At 72.7% G+C, this 17,795-nt stretch carries 15 protein-coding genes; 7 read left to right on the top strand and 8 right to left on the bottom strand.

Going from position 1 to position 17,795, the window contains the following annotated elements; translation table 11 throughout:
• The first annotated feature begins 135 nt into the window (after positions 1-135).
• The 4 genes from ACWIF2_RS09680 to ACWIF2_RS09665 are packed head-to-tail and all read left to right on the top strand — an operon-like array spanning position 136 to position 4,463.
• Positions 136-3,084, top strand: coding sequence for a nitrate- and nitrite sensing domain-containing protein (locus tag ACWIF2_RS09680; RefSeq protein WP_454359582.1), 2,949 nt, complete (start codon positions 136-138; stop codon positions 3,082-3,084).
• A 15-nt stretch (positions 3,085-3,099) separates the two neighbouring features.
• Positions 3,100-3,531, top strand: coding sequence for a roadblock/LC7 domain-containing protein (locus ACWIF2_RS09675; RefSeq protein WP_382496156.1), 432 nt, complete (start codon positions 3,100-3,102; stop codon positions 3,529-3,531).
• A 1-nt stretch (position 3,532) separates the two neighbouring features.
• Positions 3,533-3,892: a DUF742 domain-containing protein gene (locus tag ACWIF2_RS09670; RefSeq protein ID WP_382496154.1), complete on the top strand. Its 360-nt coding sequence runs from the start codon at positions 3,533-3,535 to the stop codon at positions 3,890-3,892.
• The gene (locus ACWIF2_RS09665; protein WP_454359581.1) at positions 3,879-4,463 is read left to right on the top strand and encodes a GTP-binding protein; all 585 of its coding nucleotides are present in this window, start codon (positions 3,879-3,881) and stop codon (positions 4,461-4,463) included. The genes ACWIF2_RS09670 and ACWIF2_RS09665 overlap by 14 nt, the downstream gene beginning before the upstream one ends.
• A gap of 55 nt (positions 4,464-4,518) precedes the next feature.
• On the opposite strand, the gene ACWIF2_RS09660 is transcribed toward ACWIF2_RS09665, so the two are convergent.
• From ACWIF2_RS09660 to ACWIF2_RS09635, 6 genes are all read right to left on the bottom strand, one after another.
• Complete coding sequence (locus ACWIF2_RS09660; protein WP_454359596.1) at positions 4,519-5,475, bottom strand: ABC transporter substrate-binding protein; 957 nt, start codon at positions 5,473-5,475, stop codon at positions 4,519-4,521.
• Positions 5,476-5,538: 63 nt separating this feature from the next.
• Positions 5,539-6,204 (bottom strand): ABC transporter permease, encoded by a 666-nt coding sequence (locus ACWIF2_RS09655; protein ID WP_454359580.1) that lies wholly within the window; start codon positions 6,202-6,204, stop codon positions 5,539-5,541.
• The gene (locus tag ACWIF2_RS09650) at positions 6,201-6,899 is read right to left on the bottom strand and encodes an ABC transporter permease (RefSeq protein WP_454359579.1); all 699 of its coding nucleotides are present in this window, start codon (positions 6,897-6,899) and stop codon (positions 6,201-6,203) included. Before ACWIF2_RS09650 ends, ACWIF2_RS09655 begins: the two co-directional genes overlap by 4 nt.
• Positions 6,896-8,041 carry an ABC transporter ATP-binding protein gene (locus tag ACWIF2_RS09645; protein ID WP_454359578.1) on the bottom strand — a complete coding sequence of 382 codons (1,146 nt, stop codon included), beginning with the start codon at positions 8,039-8,041 and terminating at the stop codon, positions 6,896-6,898. The genes ACWIF2_RS09650 and ACWIF2_RS09645 overlap by 4 nt, the downstream gene beginning before the upstream one ends.
• Before the next feature lie 67 nt (positions 8,042-8,108).
• Positions 8,109-9,590, bottom strand: coding sequence for a sensor histidine kinase (locus ACWIF2_RS09640; RefSeq protein ID WP_454359577.1), 1,482 nt, complete (start codon positions 9,588-9,590; stop codon positions 8,109-8,111).
• The gene (locus tag ACWIF2_RS09635; RefSeq protein ID WP_454359595.1) at positions 9,587-10,285 is read right to left on the bottom strand and encodes a response regulator transcription factor; all 699 of its coding nucleotides are present in this window, start codon (positions 10,283-10,285) and stop codon (positions 9,587-9,589) included. The genes ACWIF2_RS09640 and ACWIF2_RS09635 overlap by 4 nt, the downstream gene beginning before the upstream one ends.
• A gap of 152 nt (positions 10,286-10,437) precedes the next feature.
• On the opposite strand from ACWIF2_RS09635, the gene ACWIF2_RS09630 reads away from it, so the two are divergent.
• From ACWIF2_RS09630 to ACWIF2_RS09620, 3 genes are read left to right on the top strand one after another with little or no spacing between them, the layout of a single operon-like run.
• Positions 10,438-11,778 (top strand): ferredoxin reductase family protein, encoded by a 1,341-nt coding sequence (locus ACWIF2_RS09630; protein ID WP_454359576.1) that lies wholly within the window; start codon positions 10,438-10,440, stop codon positions 11,776-11,778.
• A gap of 13 nt (positions 11,779-11,791) precedes the next feature.
• Positions 11,792-12,205: an FMN-binding protein gene (locus ACWIF2_RS09625; protein WP_454359575.1), complete on the top strand. Its 414-nt coding sequence runs from the start codon at positions 11,792-11,794 to the stop codon at positions 12,203-12,205.
• Positions 12,206-12,209: 4 nt separating this feature from the next.
• On the top strand, positions 12,210-12,947 hold the full coding sequence (locus tag ACWIF2_RS09620) for an FAD:protein FMN transferase (RefSeq protein WP_454359574.1): 738 nt from the start codon (positions 12,210-12,212) through the stop codon (positions 12,945-12,947).
• Between the two features lie 64 nt (positions 12,948-13,011).
• Here ACWIF2_RS09620 and ACWIF2_RS09615 read toward each other — a convergent pair whose 3' ends face one another.
• Both ACWIF2_RS09615 and ACWIF2_RS09610 read right to left on the bottom strand, forming a co-directional pair.
• Entirely contained in the window at positions 13,012-13,143 is a 132-nt protein-coding gene (locus tag ACWIF2_RS09615; protein WP_454359573.1) for a hypothetical protein, read from the bottom strand.
• A gap of 62 nt (positions 13,144-13,205) precedes the next feature.
• Positions 13,206-17,777 (bottom strand): HAD-IC family P-type ATPase, encoded by a 4,572-nt coding sequence (locus ACWIF2_RS09610; RefSeq protein WP_454359572.1) that lies wholly within the window; start codon positions 17,775-17,777, stop codon positions 13,206-13,208.
• Positions 17,778-17,795: the final 18 nt, after the last annotated feature.

Here is a 17,795-nt window from a genome sequence, read left to right as displayed (position 1 = left end):
CCACTTGTACGGATAACATCCTGCGCATCCCATGTGCCACGCCCGGGACGGCCTCACCCCCGCGCCTGTCCCCCACCCTCCCCGACCGTTCCGCTTCCCCGTTCCTCGCTCCCCGCTGATCGCCCTAGGACGACGATGTCTCGACGGACAGGTGCCCGGCGCCGTCTCGGTTCCATACGCCTCTCCCTGTGGCTGCTGGCCCTGGTGCCCAGCGTCACCCTCGCCGCCATGTGGGGCGTGACGACGATCCAGATGTTCTCGGAGGGCCTGCGGCTGCGGGACCAGACGGAGCTGAGCCGGTCGACCGGCGCCATGGGCACCGACGCGACGCTCGCGCTGCAGCGGGAGCGCAGCCTGTCGGCCGCCTGGCTGGCCTCGCCGCACGGTTCCCGGACCGCCCTCGACGCGCAGCGCGAGGAGACCGACAAGGCGGTCGGGAAGCTCGTCGGGCAGGCGGACGCGATCGAGAAGGCGCCCTCCCGCGTCTCCGACCGGCTGTATTCGGTGCTGGGCTCGGTCGGAAGCCTCGAGTACTACCGGGACCAGGTCGACGACCCCACCGACATCACCCCCCAGCAGGCGCTGGACCAGTACTCCTCGATCATCGACGACCAGATCCACGCCTTCCAGGAGCTCTCCCAGGTCGACGACGGCGACCTCACCTCGCAGGCCGGCCCGCTGGTCGCGCTGGAGCACGCGGCGGAGCTGGTCTCCCGGGAGGACGCGCAGCTCACCCTGGCGTGGCCGTCGGGGCATCTGGACGACAAGGCGTGGGTGCAGTACGCGGAACTCGTGAACACCCGGCGCTGGCTGGTCCAGGACCAGGTGGTGCCCCAGCTCACCGGTGAGGCCAAGGCGCAGACCGAGCGGATCCTGGCGAGCCCGGAGTGGCGGACGCTGGAGTCGATCGAGGACCAGGTGCTGGCGGCCCGGAACTCCAGCGCAGACGCGGACCGGATCGCCCTGCCGGACGCGCAGAAGCGGTGGAACGCCGCCATGGACAAGCTGTCCGCGCACTACGCGAGCCTCATCGAGCGGCAGACGACGGGACTGCTGGAACGCAGCGCCGACAAGGCCGACGGGACGCTGATCAAGGCGGCGTCGCTGAGCGCCGGCGGACTCCTCGCGCTGCTGCTGTGCGTCGGCATGTCCTGGCGGATCACCCGCTCGCTGTCCCGGCGGCTGCGCGGTCTGCGCCGGGCCGCAGTCAGCCTCGCGCAGGAGCGGCTGCCCGACGTGGTGGCACGGCTGGACCGGGGCGAGACGGTCGACCCGGAGTCGGCCACGCCCGAGCTGGACTACGGGCATGACGAACTCGGCCAGGTGGCCCAGGCGTTCAACACCGCCCAGCGCACGGCCGTGCACACCGCGGTCGAACTCGCCGACACCCGGCGCGGCTTCCAGAAGATCATCCTGGGCATCGCCCGGCAGAGCCAGAACCTGGTCAACCTCCAGCTGAGCAAGCTGGACACGCTGGAGCGCGAGCACAGTGACCCCGACATCCTCAAGGGCCTGTACGAACTGGACTCAACGGCCAGCCAGTTGCGCCGCTACGAGGAGAACCTCGTCATCATCAGCGGCGAACGGCCGGGCCGCAGCTGGACCGAGCCGGTCGCGCTGATGGACATCCTGCGCAGCGCGGTCGGCGAGGTCGCCGAGTACCAGCGGGTGGAGGTGCACACCGAGGAGGAGGTGTACGTCGCCCCGCCCGCGGTCGCCGACGTCATCCATCTGCTGGCCGAGCTCATCGACAACGCGACGGCGTACTCCCCCGCCCCGAGCCCCGTCACGGTGCGGGCCGGGATGGTGGCCAAGGGGCTCGCCGTCGAGGTCGAGGACCGCGGACTCGGCATGTCGGAGGAGGACTACGCGTCCTTCAACGAACAGCTGGCGGTGCCGCCGCAGTTCGACGTGGTCGCGCTCGCCGACGACCTGCGTCTCGGCATGTTCGTGATAGCGCAGCTGGCCCACCGGCACGGCATCGCCGTCACCCTGCGCTCGTCGCCGTACGGCGGGACCACGGCGATCGTGCTGATACCGCACGACATCGTGGTCCGGGAGGTCCCCTCCACCGGCACACCCGGCACACCCGGCACCCACAACGCCAGGCCCCTGAACGGCACGCACACCAGCCTGACGGCCCTCGGCGGCCCCCGGGGCACGAGCCTCCCGGCCACCGGCGTGCCGAAGGACGCCGGAGGCCCGGAGGGCGGGCGGAGCCCGGTGGACGAAGAAACCTTGGGCGACGGGCGAGGCTCGGTGGACGGGCCAGGCCCGGGCGACGGGCAGGGCTCTGGCGACGGGCAGGGCTCTGGCGATGGCCGAAGCCCGGCGAACGGGCCAGGCTCAGGCGACGGGCAGAACTCGGCAGACGACCACAGCTCGGCGGACGGACAACGCTCGGGCCGCGGGCAGAACTCGGCAGACGACCGAAGCCCGGCGAACGGGCCAGGCTCAGGCAACGGGCAGAACTCGGCAGACCGCCGACGCCCGGCGAACGGGCCAGGCTCGGACGACGGGCAGAACTCGGCAGACGACCACAGCTCGGCGCACGGACAACGCTCGGGCCGCGGGCAGAACTCGGCAGACGGCCGAAGCCCGGTAGACGGACACCCCCCGGCAGACGGACACGGCTCGGCGGACGAACACCGCCCGGGCGGCGGGCCGGACCCGGTGGGTGCCGAGCGTGCCTCGGAGTCCGGGCGTGTCTCCGGCGCCACCGGCAACGGCGGCAACGCCGGGTCCGAGAGCGTCACCGGCGGTGCGGGCGACGGCCGTTCCGGGCGTGAGCCGCGCGCGCTCGCCGGGGCGCGGACGGCGTCCGCCGCTCGTATCCCCCGCGGGGACGGTCTCGCCCCGCTGCCCCGTCGTGTGCCGCAGACCAGCCTCGTCGAGGAACTGCGCGAAGAGTCCCCGGCCGACGGCGACGACGGTTCCCTCGACGACTTCACCGCGGAAGCCGCCGCCTCCTCCCTGGCCGGCTTCCAGCGCGGCACGCTCCGGGCCCGTGACGAGGACCCGGCCGCACCACCCCGGCAGGCCTCCGCCGACCCCGTCCCCTCGACTCCGCCCGCCGACCGCTGACGAAGGACACCGCAAATGACACGCCCCATCCCCGCCACGCACACCCAGCTCGACCAGCTGCTGACCGGACTCGTGGAGCGGGTCGCCGACGTGAACCAGGCCGTGGTGCTCTCCGAGGACGGCCTGGTGGTCAGCAAGTCCACCGGGTTCCTGCGCGACGACGCCGAGCGGCTCGCGGCGACCGCGTCCGGTCTGATGAGCCTGAGCAAGGGCGTCAGCATGGACTTCCGGGGCGGTCCGGTGCGCCAGGCGCTCATCGAGATGGCCAACAGCTACCTGATCCTGACCTCCGCCGGCCCCGGCGCCCATCTGGTCGTGCTGACCGGCCCGGGCGCGGACGTCGGTGTGGTGGCGTATCAGATGAACATGCTGGTGAAGAAGATCGGCGAGCACCTCAGCGCGGCACCGCGGGGCATGTCCGGACCCGTCGTCGACCCAGGCGTGTGAGGTGGGCGAAGGCGACTCGGCGGGCCGGCTGGTAAGACCGTTCGCCCTGACCGGTGGCCGGACCCGGCCCAGCCGTGCCGACTTCACGCTCATCGCGACGGTGACCGCGGTCGATCCGGCACCGGCCACCGCGCCCCGGTGCCAGCCCGAGCACACCCGGATCCTCCGGCTCTGTGCCGAGCCGGTCGCCGTGGCGGAGCTGGCGGCCCGGCTGGACCTGCCGGTGAGCGTGGTCGTCATCCTGCTCTGCGACCTGCTGGAGGCGGGCCGGATCACCGTCCGCCCGCCGCGCCTCGTTTCCCGTACCACTCCGGACCTGGACCTGCTGCAGAAAGTGAGGGACGGCCTTGGCCGGCTCTGACCCCGTCACAGACGCGTCCTCGGCACCCGACACGGTCAAGATCCTCGTCGCCGGGGGCTTCGGCGTGGGCAAGACCACCATGGTCGGGTCGGTCAGCGAGATCGCCCCGCTGCGCACCGAGGAACCCCTGACCATCGCCGGTCTGGGCATCGACGATCTCGACGGCATCGAGGAGAAGCGGGCCACCACCGTGGCCCTGGACTTCGGCAGAATCACCATCAGCCGGGAACTGGTGCTGTACCTGTTCGGTACGCCGGGGCAGCAGCGGTTCTGGTTCATGTGGAACGACCTGGCGCTTGGCGCGCTCGGCGCGGTGGTCCTGGTCGACGTCCGCAGACCCGAGTCCAGCTTCGCCGCGATCGATTTCTTCGAACGCCGGGAGATCCCGTTCGTCATCGGGGTGAACGGCTTCCACGGCAAGCACCCTTATCCCCCGGAGGACATCCGGGAGGCGCTCGCGGTGCCGGAGCATGTGCAGGTACTGCTGTGCGACGCGCGGGACCGGGAGTCGTGCCGGGACGTGCTGATCGCCCTGATCGACCAGCTGATCGCGTCGGCCTTACAGGCCTAGGGATACATCGCGCGGCCCGGGCGGTGCGCTCCGCCCGGGCCGCGGGACCAAAACGTCAGACCAGGCCCGCCGACTTCAGCCACGCCTTGGCCACGTCCAGCGGGTCCTGCTTCTCCAGCTGTACCTGCGCGTCCAGTTCGAGCAGTGCCTTCGTGTCCAGCTTGGCCGAGACCGCGTCGAGTGCCGCGGCGCCCTCCTTGGACAGCTCGCCCTTGCGGACCAGCGGCTGCACGTTCTGGAAGCCGAAGAGGTTCTCCGGGTCCTTCAGGACGACGAACTTGTCCCGGGCGATGGTCGGGTCGGTGGTGAAGAGGTCCGCGGCCTGCACGGTGTTCTTCTTCAGCGCCGTCTGGGTCAGCGGACCACCCGCGTCGAGGGACTTGAAGGACTTGAACTCAAGCCCGTACACCGACTTGAGGCCCACCAGCCCCTGGTGCCGGGTCTGGAACTCCGGCGAGCCGCCGAAGTCCAGGTCCTTGGCGACGTCCTTGAGGTCCGCGATGGACGAGTCCGCGGTCAGCTTGTACTTCTTCGCGGTCTCCGCGTTGACCGTCACGGAGTCCTTGTTCTGCGCGGCCGACGGCTTCAGCAGCTCCAGCTTGGAGTCGAGCTTGCCGTCGATGGCCGTCGTGGTCTCCTCGACCGTCTTCGGCTTGGCCTTGGCGTCGAGGTAGGCCAGCAGGGAGCCGTTGTACTCCGGCAGCACGGTCACGCTGCCGTTCTTCATCAGACCGTACGTGGTCTCCCGGCTGCCTATGTTGGGCTTGTAGGTGACCTTGATGCCCTTGGCCTTGAGGGCCTCGCCGTAGATGTCGGCGAGCAGGATGCTCTCGGCGAAGTTGTTGGAGCCGACGACGACGGCGCCGCCCTCCGCCCCGCCGCCCTTGAGGGGATCGTCGGAGGTGCCGCCGGAGGAACAGCCCCCGAGAAGAACTGCCGCCGCGGCCAGCGCGACCGCTGCCGCGCCGGGGTGCCTCGTGATGGACCGGGTGCTGCTCTTCCGTGTAGTAATCACCCACTGATCCAAGCCAGCGGATATTCGGTCAGTCAAGAGCAGCTTGGTCACCAATTGGCGTCATCTCCTGCGCACACCCGGGGATACCGCGATCCGGGCCGCCGCCCAGAACAGCGCGAGCGTGACCAGCGCGAGCACGGCGACGAGCGTCGCGCCGCCCACCACCTTCTCGTAGTTGCGCTGGTAAAGGCCGTCGACGATGTACCGGCCGAGGCCGCCCAGGCTGACGTACGCGGCGATGGTGGCCGTCGAAACGATCTGGATGGCCGCCGAGCGCAGTCCGCTGAGGATCAGCGGCAGGGCGACCGGCAGTTCCACCTGGAAGAGGATCCGGGACTCGTGCATGCCCATGCCGCGGGCGGCGTCCACCGGCGAGGGGTCGACTGAGCGCATCGCCTCGTAGGTGGTGACCAGGATCGGCGGGACGGCGAGGATGACCAGCGGGATCATCACGGGCAGCATGCCGAAGCCCAGCAGGGTGGTCATCAGCACCAGCAGACCGAAGCTGGGCAGGGCCCGCCCGGCGGTGGCGACCAGGGACAGGGCGTTGCCGCCGCGCCCGTAGTGCCCGGTGACCAGGCCGATCGGCAGTCCGATCGCGGCGGCGAGGAGCAGCGCCTCCAGGGTGTACTGGACATGCTCCCCGAGCCGGGCCGGGATGCCGTCGTAGCCCTGCCAGTGGGCGCTGTCGCTGAAGAACGCGTGGACGAAGTTGAGTACGTTCACCGGGCGGCTTCCTCAAGGGCGGGCGCCGGCTTGCGACGGGCCCTCCCGCTCGGCATCCAGGGCGTCAGCAGCACCCGGACGAGGACCAGCAGGGCGTCGACGAGGATCGCCAGGAGCGCCGTGGTGATCACGGAGTTCCAGGTGAGCTCGGGCCGGTTGTAGATCTGCGCGTCGTGGAGCAGGTTGCCGAGCGCGCCCTGGTTGCCGATCAGCATGCCGACGCTGACGAGGGAGATGCTCGACACGGTCGCCACCCTGAGGCCCGCGATGATCGCCGGTACCGCGATCGGCAACTGCACCTGGAAGTACCGCCGTACGGGCCCGAAGCCCATGGCGGTCGCGGCGGCCAGGGTCTCCGGGGGCACCGAGCGGACCCCGTCGACGATCGCCGGGACGAGCACCACCAGGCTGTACACGGCCAGCGGGATCATCACGGTGAGTTCGGTCTGGCCGGTGTAGTCGATGAGGACGACGAAGAACGCCAGGGACGGGATGGCGTACAGCACCGTCGTCAGGCCGAGGACGGGCGGGTACAGCCAGCGGAAGCGCACGCAGAGCTGGGCGATCGGCAGTGCGAGGAGCAGTCCGGCCGCCACCGGAAGGAGGGCTTCCCTCAGGTGCAGCCCGATCAGCCCGAACCAGCTGTGCTGGAGGTCGCTCGGGATGTCGAAGAAGTCGTGGAGGAAGTCGCTCATCCGGCGACCTTCTCGTCGTCGCGCTCGTCGTCGCGCTCGTCGTCGCGCCGTGCCTCATGGGCGCTGCGGATGGCCTCGCCGATGGTCTGCTGGGCTACGACTCCGGTCACGCGTCCGCCGGCGTCCACGGCGACGGCCCAGCCGGTCGGGGAGAGCACGGCGCAGTCGAGGGCGGCCCGCAGCGAGTCGGTGCCGGGCACGAACGGCCGCCCGTGGGAGAGGAGCCGGTCCGGCCTGATGTCACCGGCCGTCAGATCCTCGGGCGCGCTCCAGCCGAGCGGCCTGCCGTCCGCGTCGGTCACCAGCAGCCAGGCGGCGTCGGGGGCGGCGATCTGCTCGGCGGTGGCATCGACCCGGATCACCGGGTCGGTGGTCAGCGTGAGGCCCGCGGACGGGAAGAACGACAGGCCCCGGATGCCTCGGTCGGCGCCGAGGAAGTCCTCGACGAACGCGTCCGCGGGGTTGGAGAGCAGCTCGGCGGGCGGTGCGTACTGGGCGAGATGGCCGCCTTCCCGCAGCACGGCGACCATCGTGCCGAGTTTGATCGCCTCGTCGATGTCGTGGGTGACGAAGACGATGGTCTTGCCCAACTCCTCCTGGATGCGCAGGAGTTCGTCCTGGAGGACCTTGCGCACCACGGGGTCGACCGCCGAGAACGGCTCGTCCATGAGCAGCACCGGCGGGTCGGCGGCGAGCGCCCGGGCCACGCCGACGCGCTGCTGCTGGCCGCCGGACAGCTGGTACGGGTACCGCTTGGCGAGCGCGGCGTCGAGGCCCACGCGCTCCATCAGTTCGGCCGCCCGGGCCCGGGCCTTCTGCTTGCCCCAGCCGAGCATGCGCGGCACGGTCGCGATGTTGTCGACGATCGTGCGGTGCTGGAAGAGGCCGGCGTTCTGGATGACGTAGCCCATGGAGCGGCGCAGAGTGGTGACGGGCTGCCGCTGGATGTCCTCGCCGTCGAGGAGGATCGTTCCCTCGCTCGGTTCGACCATCCTGTTGATCATCCGCAGGGTGGTCGTCTTGCCACAGCCCGACGGTCCGACGAGGACGGTGATCGAGCGGTCGGGTATCTCCATGGAGAGCCGGTCGACCGCCACCGTGCCGTCCGGGTACCGCTTGGTGACTGATTCGATCCGTATCAAGGCGCCGGGGCCCTTCGGGTTGGCGGAGACTTCTGGCCATGGTCGTACGGGTTGTTGCCGGACGAGTCTAGACCGCGGTTGTTTCCGGACCGGGTGCGGCTGGGAACTCCTCCCCGTTCAGCGGCAGGCGGACGGTGAAGACCGTCGCCCCCGGCTCGCTGTCCAGCTCGATGCGGCCGCCGTGGGCCCGGACCAGGGACTGGGCGACCGCGAGGCCGAGGCCGCTGCCGCCGCGGTCGCGGCTGCGCGCCTTGTCGACGCGGTAGAAGCGGTCGAAGACCCGGGCCCGGTCCTCGGGCGGGATGCCCGGACCGGTGTCGGCGACCCGCACCTCGGCCGAGCCGGGCGCGGCGCACACCTCCACGGACACCTTCGTCCCGGCAGGGGTGTGCACGGCGGCGTTGGTGAGGAGGTTGTCGACGACCTGCCGGATGCGCAGCGGGTCCATCCGCAGCCGCACCGGGCGCGGCCCCGCGAGCACGGTCAGCCCGTGGTCGGGGCGGCCCGCCCGGAAGGCGTCCGCGGCCTGGCACACCAACTCGGCCAGGTCGGCTTCCTGGAGCCTCAGTGGCTCCTCCACCTCCGCCGCGTCCAGCCGGGCGAGCAGCAGCAGGTCGTCCAGCAGGACACCCATCCGGGCGGCCTCGGCGCGCAGCCGGGCCAGGTGCCGGTCGCGTTCCTCGGGGGCGTTGGCGGCGGCGTACTGGAAGAGGTCGGCGTAGCCGCGTACCGACATCAGCGGGGTGCGCAGCTCGTGCGAGGCGTCCGCGACGAACCGGCGCAGCCGCTGCTCGGCCTCCGCGCGCACCGCGAGGGAGTGGTCGATGTGCTCCAGCATGGTGTTGAAGGCGGTGCGCAGTTCGTCCACCTCGGGTCCGCCGTCCCGGCCGTCGGCGCGCAGCGGCAGCCGGGCCGCCGACTCGGTCAGGTCGTGCGAGGCGATGCCGTGGGCGGTGGACGCCATGTCGCTGAGCGGTTTCAGTCCGCGGCGCAGCGTCCTGCGGCCGAAGACGACCAGCGCGAGCAGCGCGGCCCCGAAGGTGACGACCTGGATGGTGATCAGCTGCCCGACGGTGTCCTCGATGTCCTCCATGGGCGCGGCGCTGACCAGGACGACCCCGGGCTCGACCTGGCAGGCGCGCAGCCGGTAGGAGCCGGCGCCCTTGAGGTGCTCGGTGCGCAGGAGTTCCGTGTGGGCGACGGTCTGCGCTCGGGCCAGGGAGGTGAAGTCGTCGACGTCCTTGGGCAGGTCGGCGGGGTCCTCGGGCCTGCGGAGCTCGGGCCTGCCGTCCGAGACGTCGTACACGGCGTAGAACCAGCTGTAGTACTTCTTGCCCGAGAGCGTGCCGTAGTCCGCGATGCTCTTGGACTGGGCGATCTGGGCCTGTGCCAGCTGGGTGTCGAGCTGGGCCGAGAGGTAGTCCCGCATGTACGTGGTCAGGGCCGTGCCGACGACGGCGAACACGACCAGCGCCAGGGCGCCGAGGCCCAGGGCCAGCCGGGTGCCCAGGCGCATCCTGCGGTAGGTCCGCCGCAGTCTGGCGATCACTCGGAGGCCTGCCGCAGCACGTACCCGAATCCCCGCACGGTGTGGATCAGGGGCGCGCCGCCGTCGTCCGTCTCGTCGAGCTTGCGGCGCAGCCGGCTGACGACCAGCTCCACGACGTTGGAGCGGCCGCCGAAGCCGTACTCCCACACGTGGTCGAGGATCTGCGCCTTGGTGAGCACGGTGGGCGACTTGCGCATCAGGTAGCGCAGCACCTCGTACTCGGTCGGGGTGAGCGACAGCAGCCGCTCGCCGCGCCGCACCTCGCGGGTGTCCTCGTCCATCGTCAGGTCGCCGACCTGGAGCACGGACCGCTGGAAGGCGGGTCCGGCGCTGCGCCGCAGCACGGTCCGCAGCCGGGCCATCAGCTCCTCCACGGCGAACGGCTTGACCAGGTAGTCGTCACCGCCCCGCGTCAGGCCGGCGACCCGGTCGGCGACGCCGTCGCGCGCGGTGAGGAACACCACCGGCACCATCGTCCCTGAGGCGCGCAGCCGGTCCAGGACGCCGAAGCCGTCCACGCCGGGCAGCATCAGGTCGAGCACCACGATGTCCGGGTGGAACTCGGCGGCCCGCTTCAGCGCGTCCTCGCCGGTGTACGCCGTGATCGCGTCCCAGCCCTCGTAGCGGGCGACGGTCGCGACGAGGTCGGCGATGGGCGGGTCGTCGTCGACGACGAGGAGGCGTACTTTTTCCACCCGCTCATAGTGCTTCACCTGTCCCGCGCCTCCATAGCCGTCCGCCACTTCGCCGGGCGATCGATAAACACTTGAAAGTTGAGCGACAGTATTTCGACAGCTCCTCCGGGACAAGCTCGGTGTCCCAGGATCCGATCAAGGAGCTGCCGACCGTGACGACCCTCCAAGAACCTCCCGCGGCGACCCGCGCGGGCGTGCGCCCCAGAGTGGTGGGGCGCACCGGCCTGTACGCGGTGCTGCTCGCCAACGCGGTCGTGGTGGCCGTGTTCTTCGTCCAGGCCGGTTTCGCCTCGAACACGCTCATCGTGCTGGGCCGGCTGACCGGGCTGTACGGTTCGCTGCTCATGGCGTTCCAGCTGCTGCTGGTGGCCCGGCTGCCCTGGTTCGACCGGCGGATCGGCATGGACCGGCTGACGTCCTGGCACCGCTGGACCGGCTTCTCGGTGCTGTGGCTGCTGCTCGCGCACGCGGTGTTCATCGTCTTCGGCTACGCCCAGTCCTCTTCGCTGGACCCGGTGAACCAGCTGGTGGACCTCGCGGAGACCGTCGAGGGCGTGCTGCGCGCGATCACCGCCCTGGCGATCATCATCGCGGTCGGTGTGGTCTCGGCCCGCTCCGCCCGGCGCCGGCTGGCCTACGAGACCTGGCACTTCATCCACCTGTACACCTACGTCGCGGTGGTGCTGGCGTTCACGCACCAGGTCGCGGCGGGCACGACGTTCGCCTCGTCGCCGGCGGCGAAGGCGTACTGGTACGCCGTGTGGGGCGCGGCCCTCGCCGCCGTGTTCACGGGCCGTCTGGTGCTGCCGCTGTGGCGCAACCTCCGTCACCGACTGCGTGTGACGGCCGTCGTTCCCGAGAACGACAACGTGGTCTCGGTCTACATCACGGGCCGCGACCTGGACCGGCTGCCCGCCCGGGCCGGACAGTTCTTCCTGTGGCGGTTCCTGACGAAGGACCGCTGGTGGCAGGCCAACCCCTTCTCGCTGTCCGCCGCCCCCGACGGCCGTACGCTCCGGCTGACCGTCAAGCGGGCGGGCGACGGCAGCGCGGCCCTGCGGCACCTGAAGGTGGGCACGCGCGTGTTCGCCGAGGGCCCCTACGGCGCCTTCACCACCCTGCACCGCACCCGCCCGGACGCCCTGCTCATCGCGGGCGGCGTCGGGGTCACGCCGATCCGGGCCCTGCTGGAGGAACTGCGCGGCCACGCGGTCGTGATCTACCGGGTGGCCACGGACCAGGACGCCGTCCTCTACGACGAACTGCGCGACCTCGCGCACGCCAAGGGCGCCGAACTGCACCTGGTCACCGGCCCGCCCGTGCCGGACCGGCTGGCACCTGCGGAACTCGCCCGTCTGGTGCCGGACATCACCGGCCGGGACGTCTACCTGTGCGGCCCGCCGCCGATGATGAACGCCGTGCTCGGCAGCCTGCGCGAGCTGGGCGTGCCCAAGCCGCAGGTCCACTTCGAACGCTTCAGCCTGGCCGGATGACGAGGAGACTGTCGTGAAACGAGCCATACCCGTCCTCGTCCTGAGCGTCGCGGGCCTGATCCCGGTCTGGCGCTACGCGCCCTCGCAGGACACCGGATCGTCGTCGTCCGTCACGGAGACCGCGGCGCCGGCGTCCACGCCCTCGGCCTCGTCGTCGGGCGGAACCACCTCCACCGTCGTCTCGGGGTCCACGATCGACACCGAGAAGGGCCCGGTGCAGGTCGAGGTGACCTTCACCGGCGACAAGATCGCCTCGGTACGGATGCTGCAACAGCCGAACCATCCGCAGACCACGGCCGCCGTGCCCAAACTGATCGAGGAGACACTCCAGGCGCAGAGCGCCGACATCGACACGGTGTCCGGCGCCACGGTCACCAGCGACGGCTACAAGGAGTCGCTCCAGGCCGCCATCGACGCGAAGGGCTGAGGGGATGCGGCGCGTCGAGCACGTCATGGGGTTCCCGGTGTCGGTCCGGATCGACGACAAGGGCTTCCCCGAGGCGGCGGTGGACGGACTCTTCGCCTGGCTGCACGAGGTCGACGCGCGGTTCAGCCCGTTCCGGCCGGACAGCGAGGTGTCGCGGCTGGACCGCGGGGAGGTGTCCGAGCCGAGCCCGGCGCTGCGCGAGGTGCTGGACCTGTGCGAGGAGTACCGGGCCGCGACCGGGGGCGCGTTCGACGTGCGCCTGCCGGGGCGCGGCCTCGATCCCTGCGCCGTGGTGAAGGGCTGGTCGGTGCAGAAGGGGGCCGAGCTGCTGGCGGCGGCCGGGGCGCGGCGCTTCTGCCTCAACGCGGGCGGTGACGTGGTCGCCGCCGGCGGCCCCTGGCGCGTGGGCGTACGGCATCCCGAGCACGCCGACCGGCTGTGCACGGTCCTGGACCTCACGGACCGGGCCGTGGCGACATCCGCCCGCTACGAGCGCGGCGACCACATCGTCGACGGGCGCACCGGCCGCCCGGCGACCGGGCTGCTCAGCCTCACGGTCGTGGCCCCCACCCTCACCGAGGCCGACACCGTCGCGACGGCGGCGTTCGCGCTGGGCGCCGAGGGCGTCGAGTGGGCCGCGGCCCGGGAGAACTGCGAGGTGTTCGCGGTGGACGCCGGGCGCCGGGTCCTGCGGTCGCCGGGCTTCCCGGCCACCGGGACGGCCGTGCTGCCGGGCGGCTAGGCCGTGTCATGTCGCGCCAGGCTGTGCGGAGCCTCTGGGCTGTCGCTCCGGGTGCGGTGTCTTGTCAGGCGTGGGCCGCTGCCGGACGGCCGCTCGCGGCGAACGTCTTCCAGAGCTGCATGAACAGCCGTACCAGGGCGGCCTCGATCAGGGCGACCGCGACCTGGGTCAGGATCGTGGTGAAGATGTGCGGCATGGCGAGCCGCCTTTCGTGAACAGTGCGTCGTGCTGGGTACCACTCCTTTCTGCGGTCCGAGGTCATACGAGAGGCTTCACCCGGGTTTCCTGCGGGGAAACTTTGGTCAGCGCGTCGGCGCCGTACCGCACCACGGCGGGCACCAGGACCGACCCCGTCGCCGAGGCCAGCGCGATCGTCCAGCCCACGGGGCCCAGGGGCCGGCTGCCGAAGAAATGGCTGAGCCCCGGAACGCTCACCACCGCGCCCAGCACCACCAGAGACCCCACCGCGGCCACGGCGACCACCGGATCGCGGCCCGCGTCCTGCAGCGTCTGGAGCAGCTGGGAGGCCACCAGGGCGACCAGCGCGACGGTGTCGGCGTGCGCCCGGGTGCCGGTCGCCCGGGCCACGACCCAGGCGACGGTGGCGGCGGCCGCGGTGATCCCGGCGCGCAGTCGCAGATGGCGGGTCAGGGCCTTGCCGAGCGAGGCTTCGGGTCCCTCCGCGAGCAGCCGCTCGGCGTGGTCGGCGGGCGGCCGGGCGGCGATGGCCATGGCGGGCAGCATGTCCGTGAGCAGGTTGACCAGCAGCAGCTGGCGTGCGTTCAGCGCACTGCGCCCGGTGAGCAGCGTGGTCGCCAGGACGAAGGCGATCTCGCCGAGGTTGCCGCCGAGCAGGATGCCCAGCGCCTTGCGCACCGAGGCCCACATGGCCCGGCCCTCGACGAAGGCGTCGACGATCGTCTCGATGCGGTCGTCGGTGACCACCACGTCGGCGGCGGATCGGGCCGCGGGCGTGGCCCGCGAGCCGAGGGCGATGCCGACGTCGGCGATGCGGATGGCGGGCGCGTCGTTGGCGCCGTCGCCGGTGACGGCGACGACCCGGCCGGCCGTGCGCAGCGCGGTGACGATCCGGACCTTGTGCGCGGGGGTGACCCGCGCGAACACCGTGACGTCCGGCAGCGTCCGGGTGAGGGACGCGTCGTCCAGTGCGTCCAGCTCCGCCCCGGTCATCAGCCGCGGCTCCTCCTCGGGCCGCAGTTCCCTGGCGATCGCCGCGGCCGTGCTGGGATGGTCCCCGGTGAGCATGACGATGCGCACCCCCGCCCGCGACAGCCGGCTGACGCTCTCGGCGGCGGTGGCCCGCACCGGGTCCGCGAGACCCAGCAGGCCCAGCAGACACAGCCCGTCGACACTCTCGTCGAGGTCCGGACCTTCGCCGAGGCCCGGCGAAGCGCCCGGCGGCTGCGCGGGCGCGACCCGCTCCGCGACCGCGAGGACCCTCAGGCCGTTGCGCGCGAGCCGGTCGACCTCCGCCTCGATCTCCGCGCGCCGCCCCTCGTCGAACCGCTCGGTCGTCTCGCCCCGGCGGACGCGGTCGCAACGGGCCAGTACGACCTCCGGGGCGCCCTTGACGGCGATCCGCACCTGGGCGTCGACCCGTCCCAGCACGGCGTGGTAGCCGCGGCCCGGCTCGAACGGCAGCTCCGCCAGCTGCTCCCAGGTGTCCGAGCCGAGCCCGGCGGCCCGGGGCGGGGCGGCACCGAGCAGCTCGGCCCCGGCGGCGATGGCCCGGTCGGTGGGATGGGCGTGCGACGCGGCCGGCCCCTGGGGACCCGCCAGGGCCGCTGTGGCCAGAACCCTGCGCAGCGCCGGGGTGAGCCGGTCGGGCGGACGGCGCTCGAGGCCGTCGGACACCTGCCGCAGGCTGATCCGGCCCTCGGTGAGCGTGCCGGTCTTGTCGAAGCACAGCACATCGGTACGGCCCAGCGCCTCGATGGTCGAGGCACTGCGGACCAGGGTGTCGCGGGTGGACAACCGGCGGGCGGCGGCCAGCTCCGCGACCGTCGCGATGAACGGCAGCCCCTCGGGCACGGCCGCGACGCACAGGCTGACCGCGGACCCCAGGGCGGCGCCCAGCGGCCGTCGGCGCATCAGGTCGATGGCGAACAGGACGACGCCCGCCGCGACGGACACCGGCAGGAACCACCGCCCCAGCGCCTTCAGCCGCCGCTCCACCCCGCTCTCCGGCGGCCCGCCCTCCGGGGCCGCCTCGGCCGCGCTGCCCGCCTCCGTGGCCGTCCCGGTGGCGACGACCACGGCCAGCGCCTCGCCGGCCGCCACCGTCGTCCCCTGGTAGAGCATCGAGGTCCGGTCGGCGACCGCCCGGGCCGCGGACGGCGCGGCGCTCTTGACGACCGGCAGCGACTCACCGGTCAGACTGGACTCGTCCACCTCCAGGTTCTGCGCCCGCACCACCCGGCAGTCCGCCGGAACCGCGTCCCCCGCCCGCAGCTCGATCACATCGCCGCGCACCAGGTGCTCACCGGCCGCCCAGTCCGGCTCCGTCCGGTCCGGCCGGCGTACCCGCACCCGCGCCGAGGTGGCCTCGACCAGCCGCTCCGCCTCCTGGTCGGCCTTCTGCTGCTGCACACCGCCGACGAGCGCGTCCACGCCGAGCACCCCGCCGATCAGCACGGCGTCCACGAGGGAACCCAGCGCCGCCGAGATGCCGCCGCCGACCGCGAGGACGGGAGTGAGCGGATTGGCCAGCTCCTCGGCGATCCGGCCGACCAGGGTGATGGCACCGTCGTGCCGGTCATGGCCCGCGAGCTGCCGCCGCCGGACGGCCTCGGCCTCGTGCAGCCCCCTGGACGACGTACCGAGCCGGGTCATCACCTGACGTACCGTCATCGCGTGCCAGGGGGTGCGCTCCGCGGCGGCCGGGGCCGGGCGCCCGTGCAACCGCCATCCCGCCCAGAACCCCGCCGCGATCCCGGCGATGGTCACCGCGTCGGTCACCAGGCGGGCCCGCGCCCAGGCCCGCGGGCGGGGGACCAGGAGCGCGAGGGCCGAGCCCGCCACGGCGCCGCCGGCCTCCAGCCGCGCGCAGAGCCGGCCGATCCGCCGGGCCTCCGGCAGGGCCGTCAGCAGCAGGTGGACGACATCGGGCGGGGCGGCGACATCAGCGTCCCAGGGCACGTGCCGTGGCACGGCGATCACTCCGATGCCCAGGTCCGCACGGACCAGGGCGCGCCGGGTCCGCGCCGAGACCACCGCGACACCGTGGCCGTCCGCCTGCAGGGAGCGGACCAGGGCGGCCGTGCGCCGGTGCCCGGTGGGCGCGGCCTCGGGAAGCCCGAACCGGCGGTGCAGCCCCGGCGGGCCGCCCACCAGCCGCACGCGGCCGCACTCCCGTGCCGCGCGCACCACATGGTGGGCGAGCGGATGCAGTTGGGGGACGAGGCCGGTCACGGCCACCGGCCTGCCCTCCCGCAGCAGGAGCATGACCTGCGCGCCTTCCTCGGCCCACCGCCGGGCCGTGGCGGCCGTCCCGTCGGGTACGGCGACGCCGTCCACGGCATGTGCCGGGGTGCTGCCGGGACCCCCGTCCGGGAGGGTGTCCGTGCCGGTGAACGGCCGCAGCTCCCAGCCTCCCTGCCGCCGCGTTGGCAGCGGGTCGGCGCCGCGCCCGGTCCGCCACCCGGCCGGGCCACCGGGCTCGATCAACTCGTGGATCCGCGCGTACAGTTCATCGTCGTCCGAACCGTCCTGCGGGGCGCCGGGCGGCGTCAGGCGCGTCACACCCTCGACCGTCCAGCCGCCGTCGGCCAGCACCCGGGCGTCGAGGACCACGGTGTCGATCCGGTCCAGGCGGCGCAGTCGTTCCGGACGTAGCACCAGTGCCCCGCGGTCGGAGAGGGCCCGGCCCACCGTGGACGAGAACGACTCACCGCCGAGCCGAGGGCCGCGCGGCGTGCCCGAGATCAGCAGCGCCAGGCCCCGGTCATGGCTGAGCGCGCCGACCGCCGTCAGCGCGTAGGCCCCGAGGGACACCGGAGCCGCCACCGCGGCGTACCGGTCGCCCGGCCCCGGTGGCAGCGGGGCGGGCCGCTCCTGACCGGGCAGCGCGTCGTGACGGTAGCTCCCCTCGTGCACGGCCAGCCGACGCGACCAGTCCCCCCACGCCCTGCGGCGAGCCTGCACCTCCGCGTACCGGGACCACGACACGACAGCGGCCACCGTGGCGCCGAGCGGCCGGAACGTCAGCGTCGTCACCAGCAGGTTCGCCACGGCGAAGGTCCGTTCGGTGGCCGTCTCGCCGAGCCGCCGGGTGATGCCCTCACGCAGCTGGGGCGCGGACTCCACGAACTGGATCGCGGACAGCACCGCCGGCGGCAGGCCCCTCAGCCGCATCATGTCGCCCACCGACGCCACCGCCACGCCCATCAGGCCCGCGCCGAGCCGGACAGCCGCCCCGGCCCGCGGCCCCACCGCCCCCGGGAAGCCGACCGGGGACCGCGACGGGCCGGCACCACCGGGGCGGGGGGCGCCTCCGTCTTCCGCCTGCTCGGCGGCGTCCGCGGCGGCGACGAGGCCCGCGACGCGCTCCAGATCGGTCTCCGGCGCGCAACCGACGTACACGCATCCCAGCGTGCCGTTCACCTCGGCACGGCTCACACCCTCCGTCCGGCGCAGCGCGGCCTCCAGCTCGCGCGCCGCGCGCACCGTCCCGGGCCCTCCCAGGCGCCGGATCTCGACCTGCGCGCCCCCAGGGGTCCGCCACACCCGGGGCGTGCGGGGGCGCAGCAGCCGGCCGATGACGGGCAGCACGGACCCGGGGAGCATGGAGGACAGCACTGGCCAGATCACGCGGCCTCCACCATCGGC

The sequence above is a fragment of the Streptomyces sp. NPDC055506 genome, from assembly GCF_053643595.1.
Note: the sequence above shows the minus strand (reverse complement) of the source record. Positions and strands in the feature narration are given on the sequence as shown.

Bases quoted from the DNA above. Each gene is read 5' to 3' on its own strand.
- ACWIF2_RS09680 (WP_454359582.1), top strand. From the start codon at position 136: ATGTCTCGACGGACAGGTGCCCGGCGCCGTCTCGGTTCCATACGCCTC.
- ACWIF2_RS09675 (WP_382496156.1), top strand. From the start codon at position 3,100: ATGACACGCCCCATCCCCGCCACGCACACCCAGCTCGACCAGCTGCTG.
- ACWIF2_RS09650 (WP_454359579.1), bottom strand. From the start codon at position 6,899: ATGAGCGACTTCCTCCACGACTTCTTCGACATCCCGAGCGACCTCCAG.
- ACWIF2_RS09620 (WP_454359574.1), top strand. From the start codon at position 12,210: ATGCGGCGCGTCGAGCACGTCATGGGGTTCCCGGTGTCGGTCCGGATC.
- ACWIF2_RS09615 (WP_454359573.1), bottom strand. From the start codon at position 13,143: ATGCCGCACATCTTCACCACGATCCTGACCCAGGTCGCGGTCGCCCTG.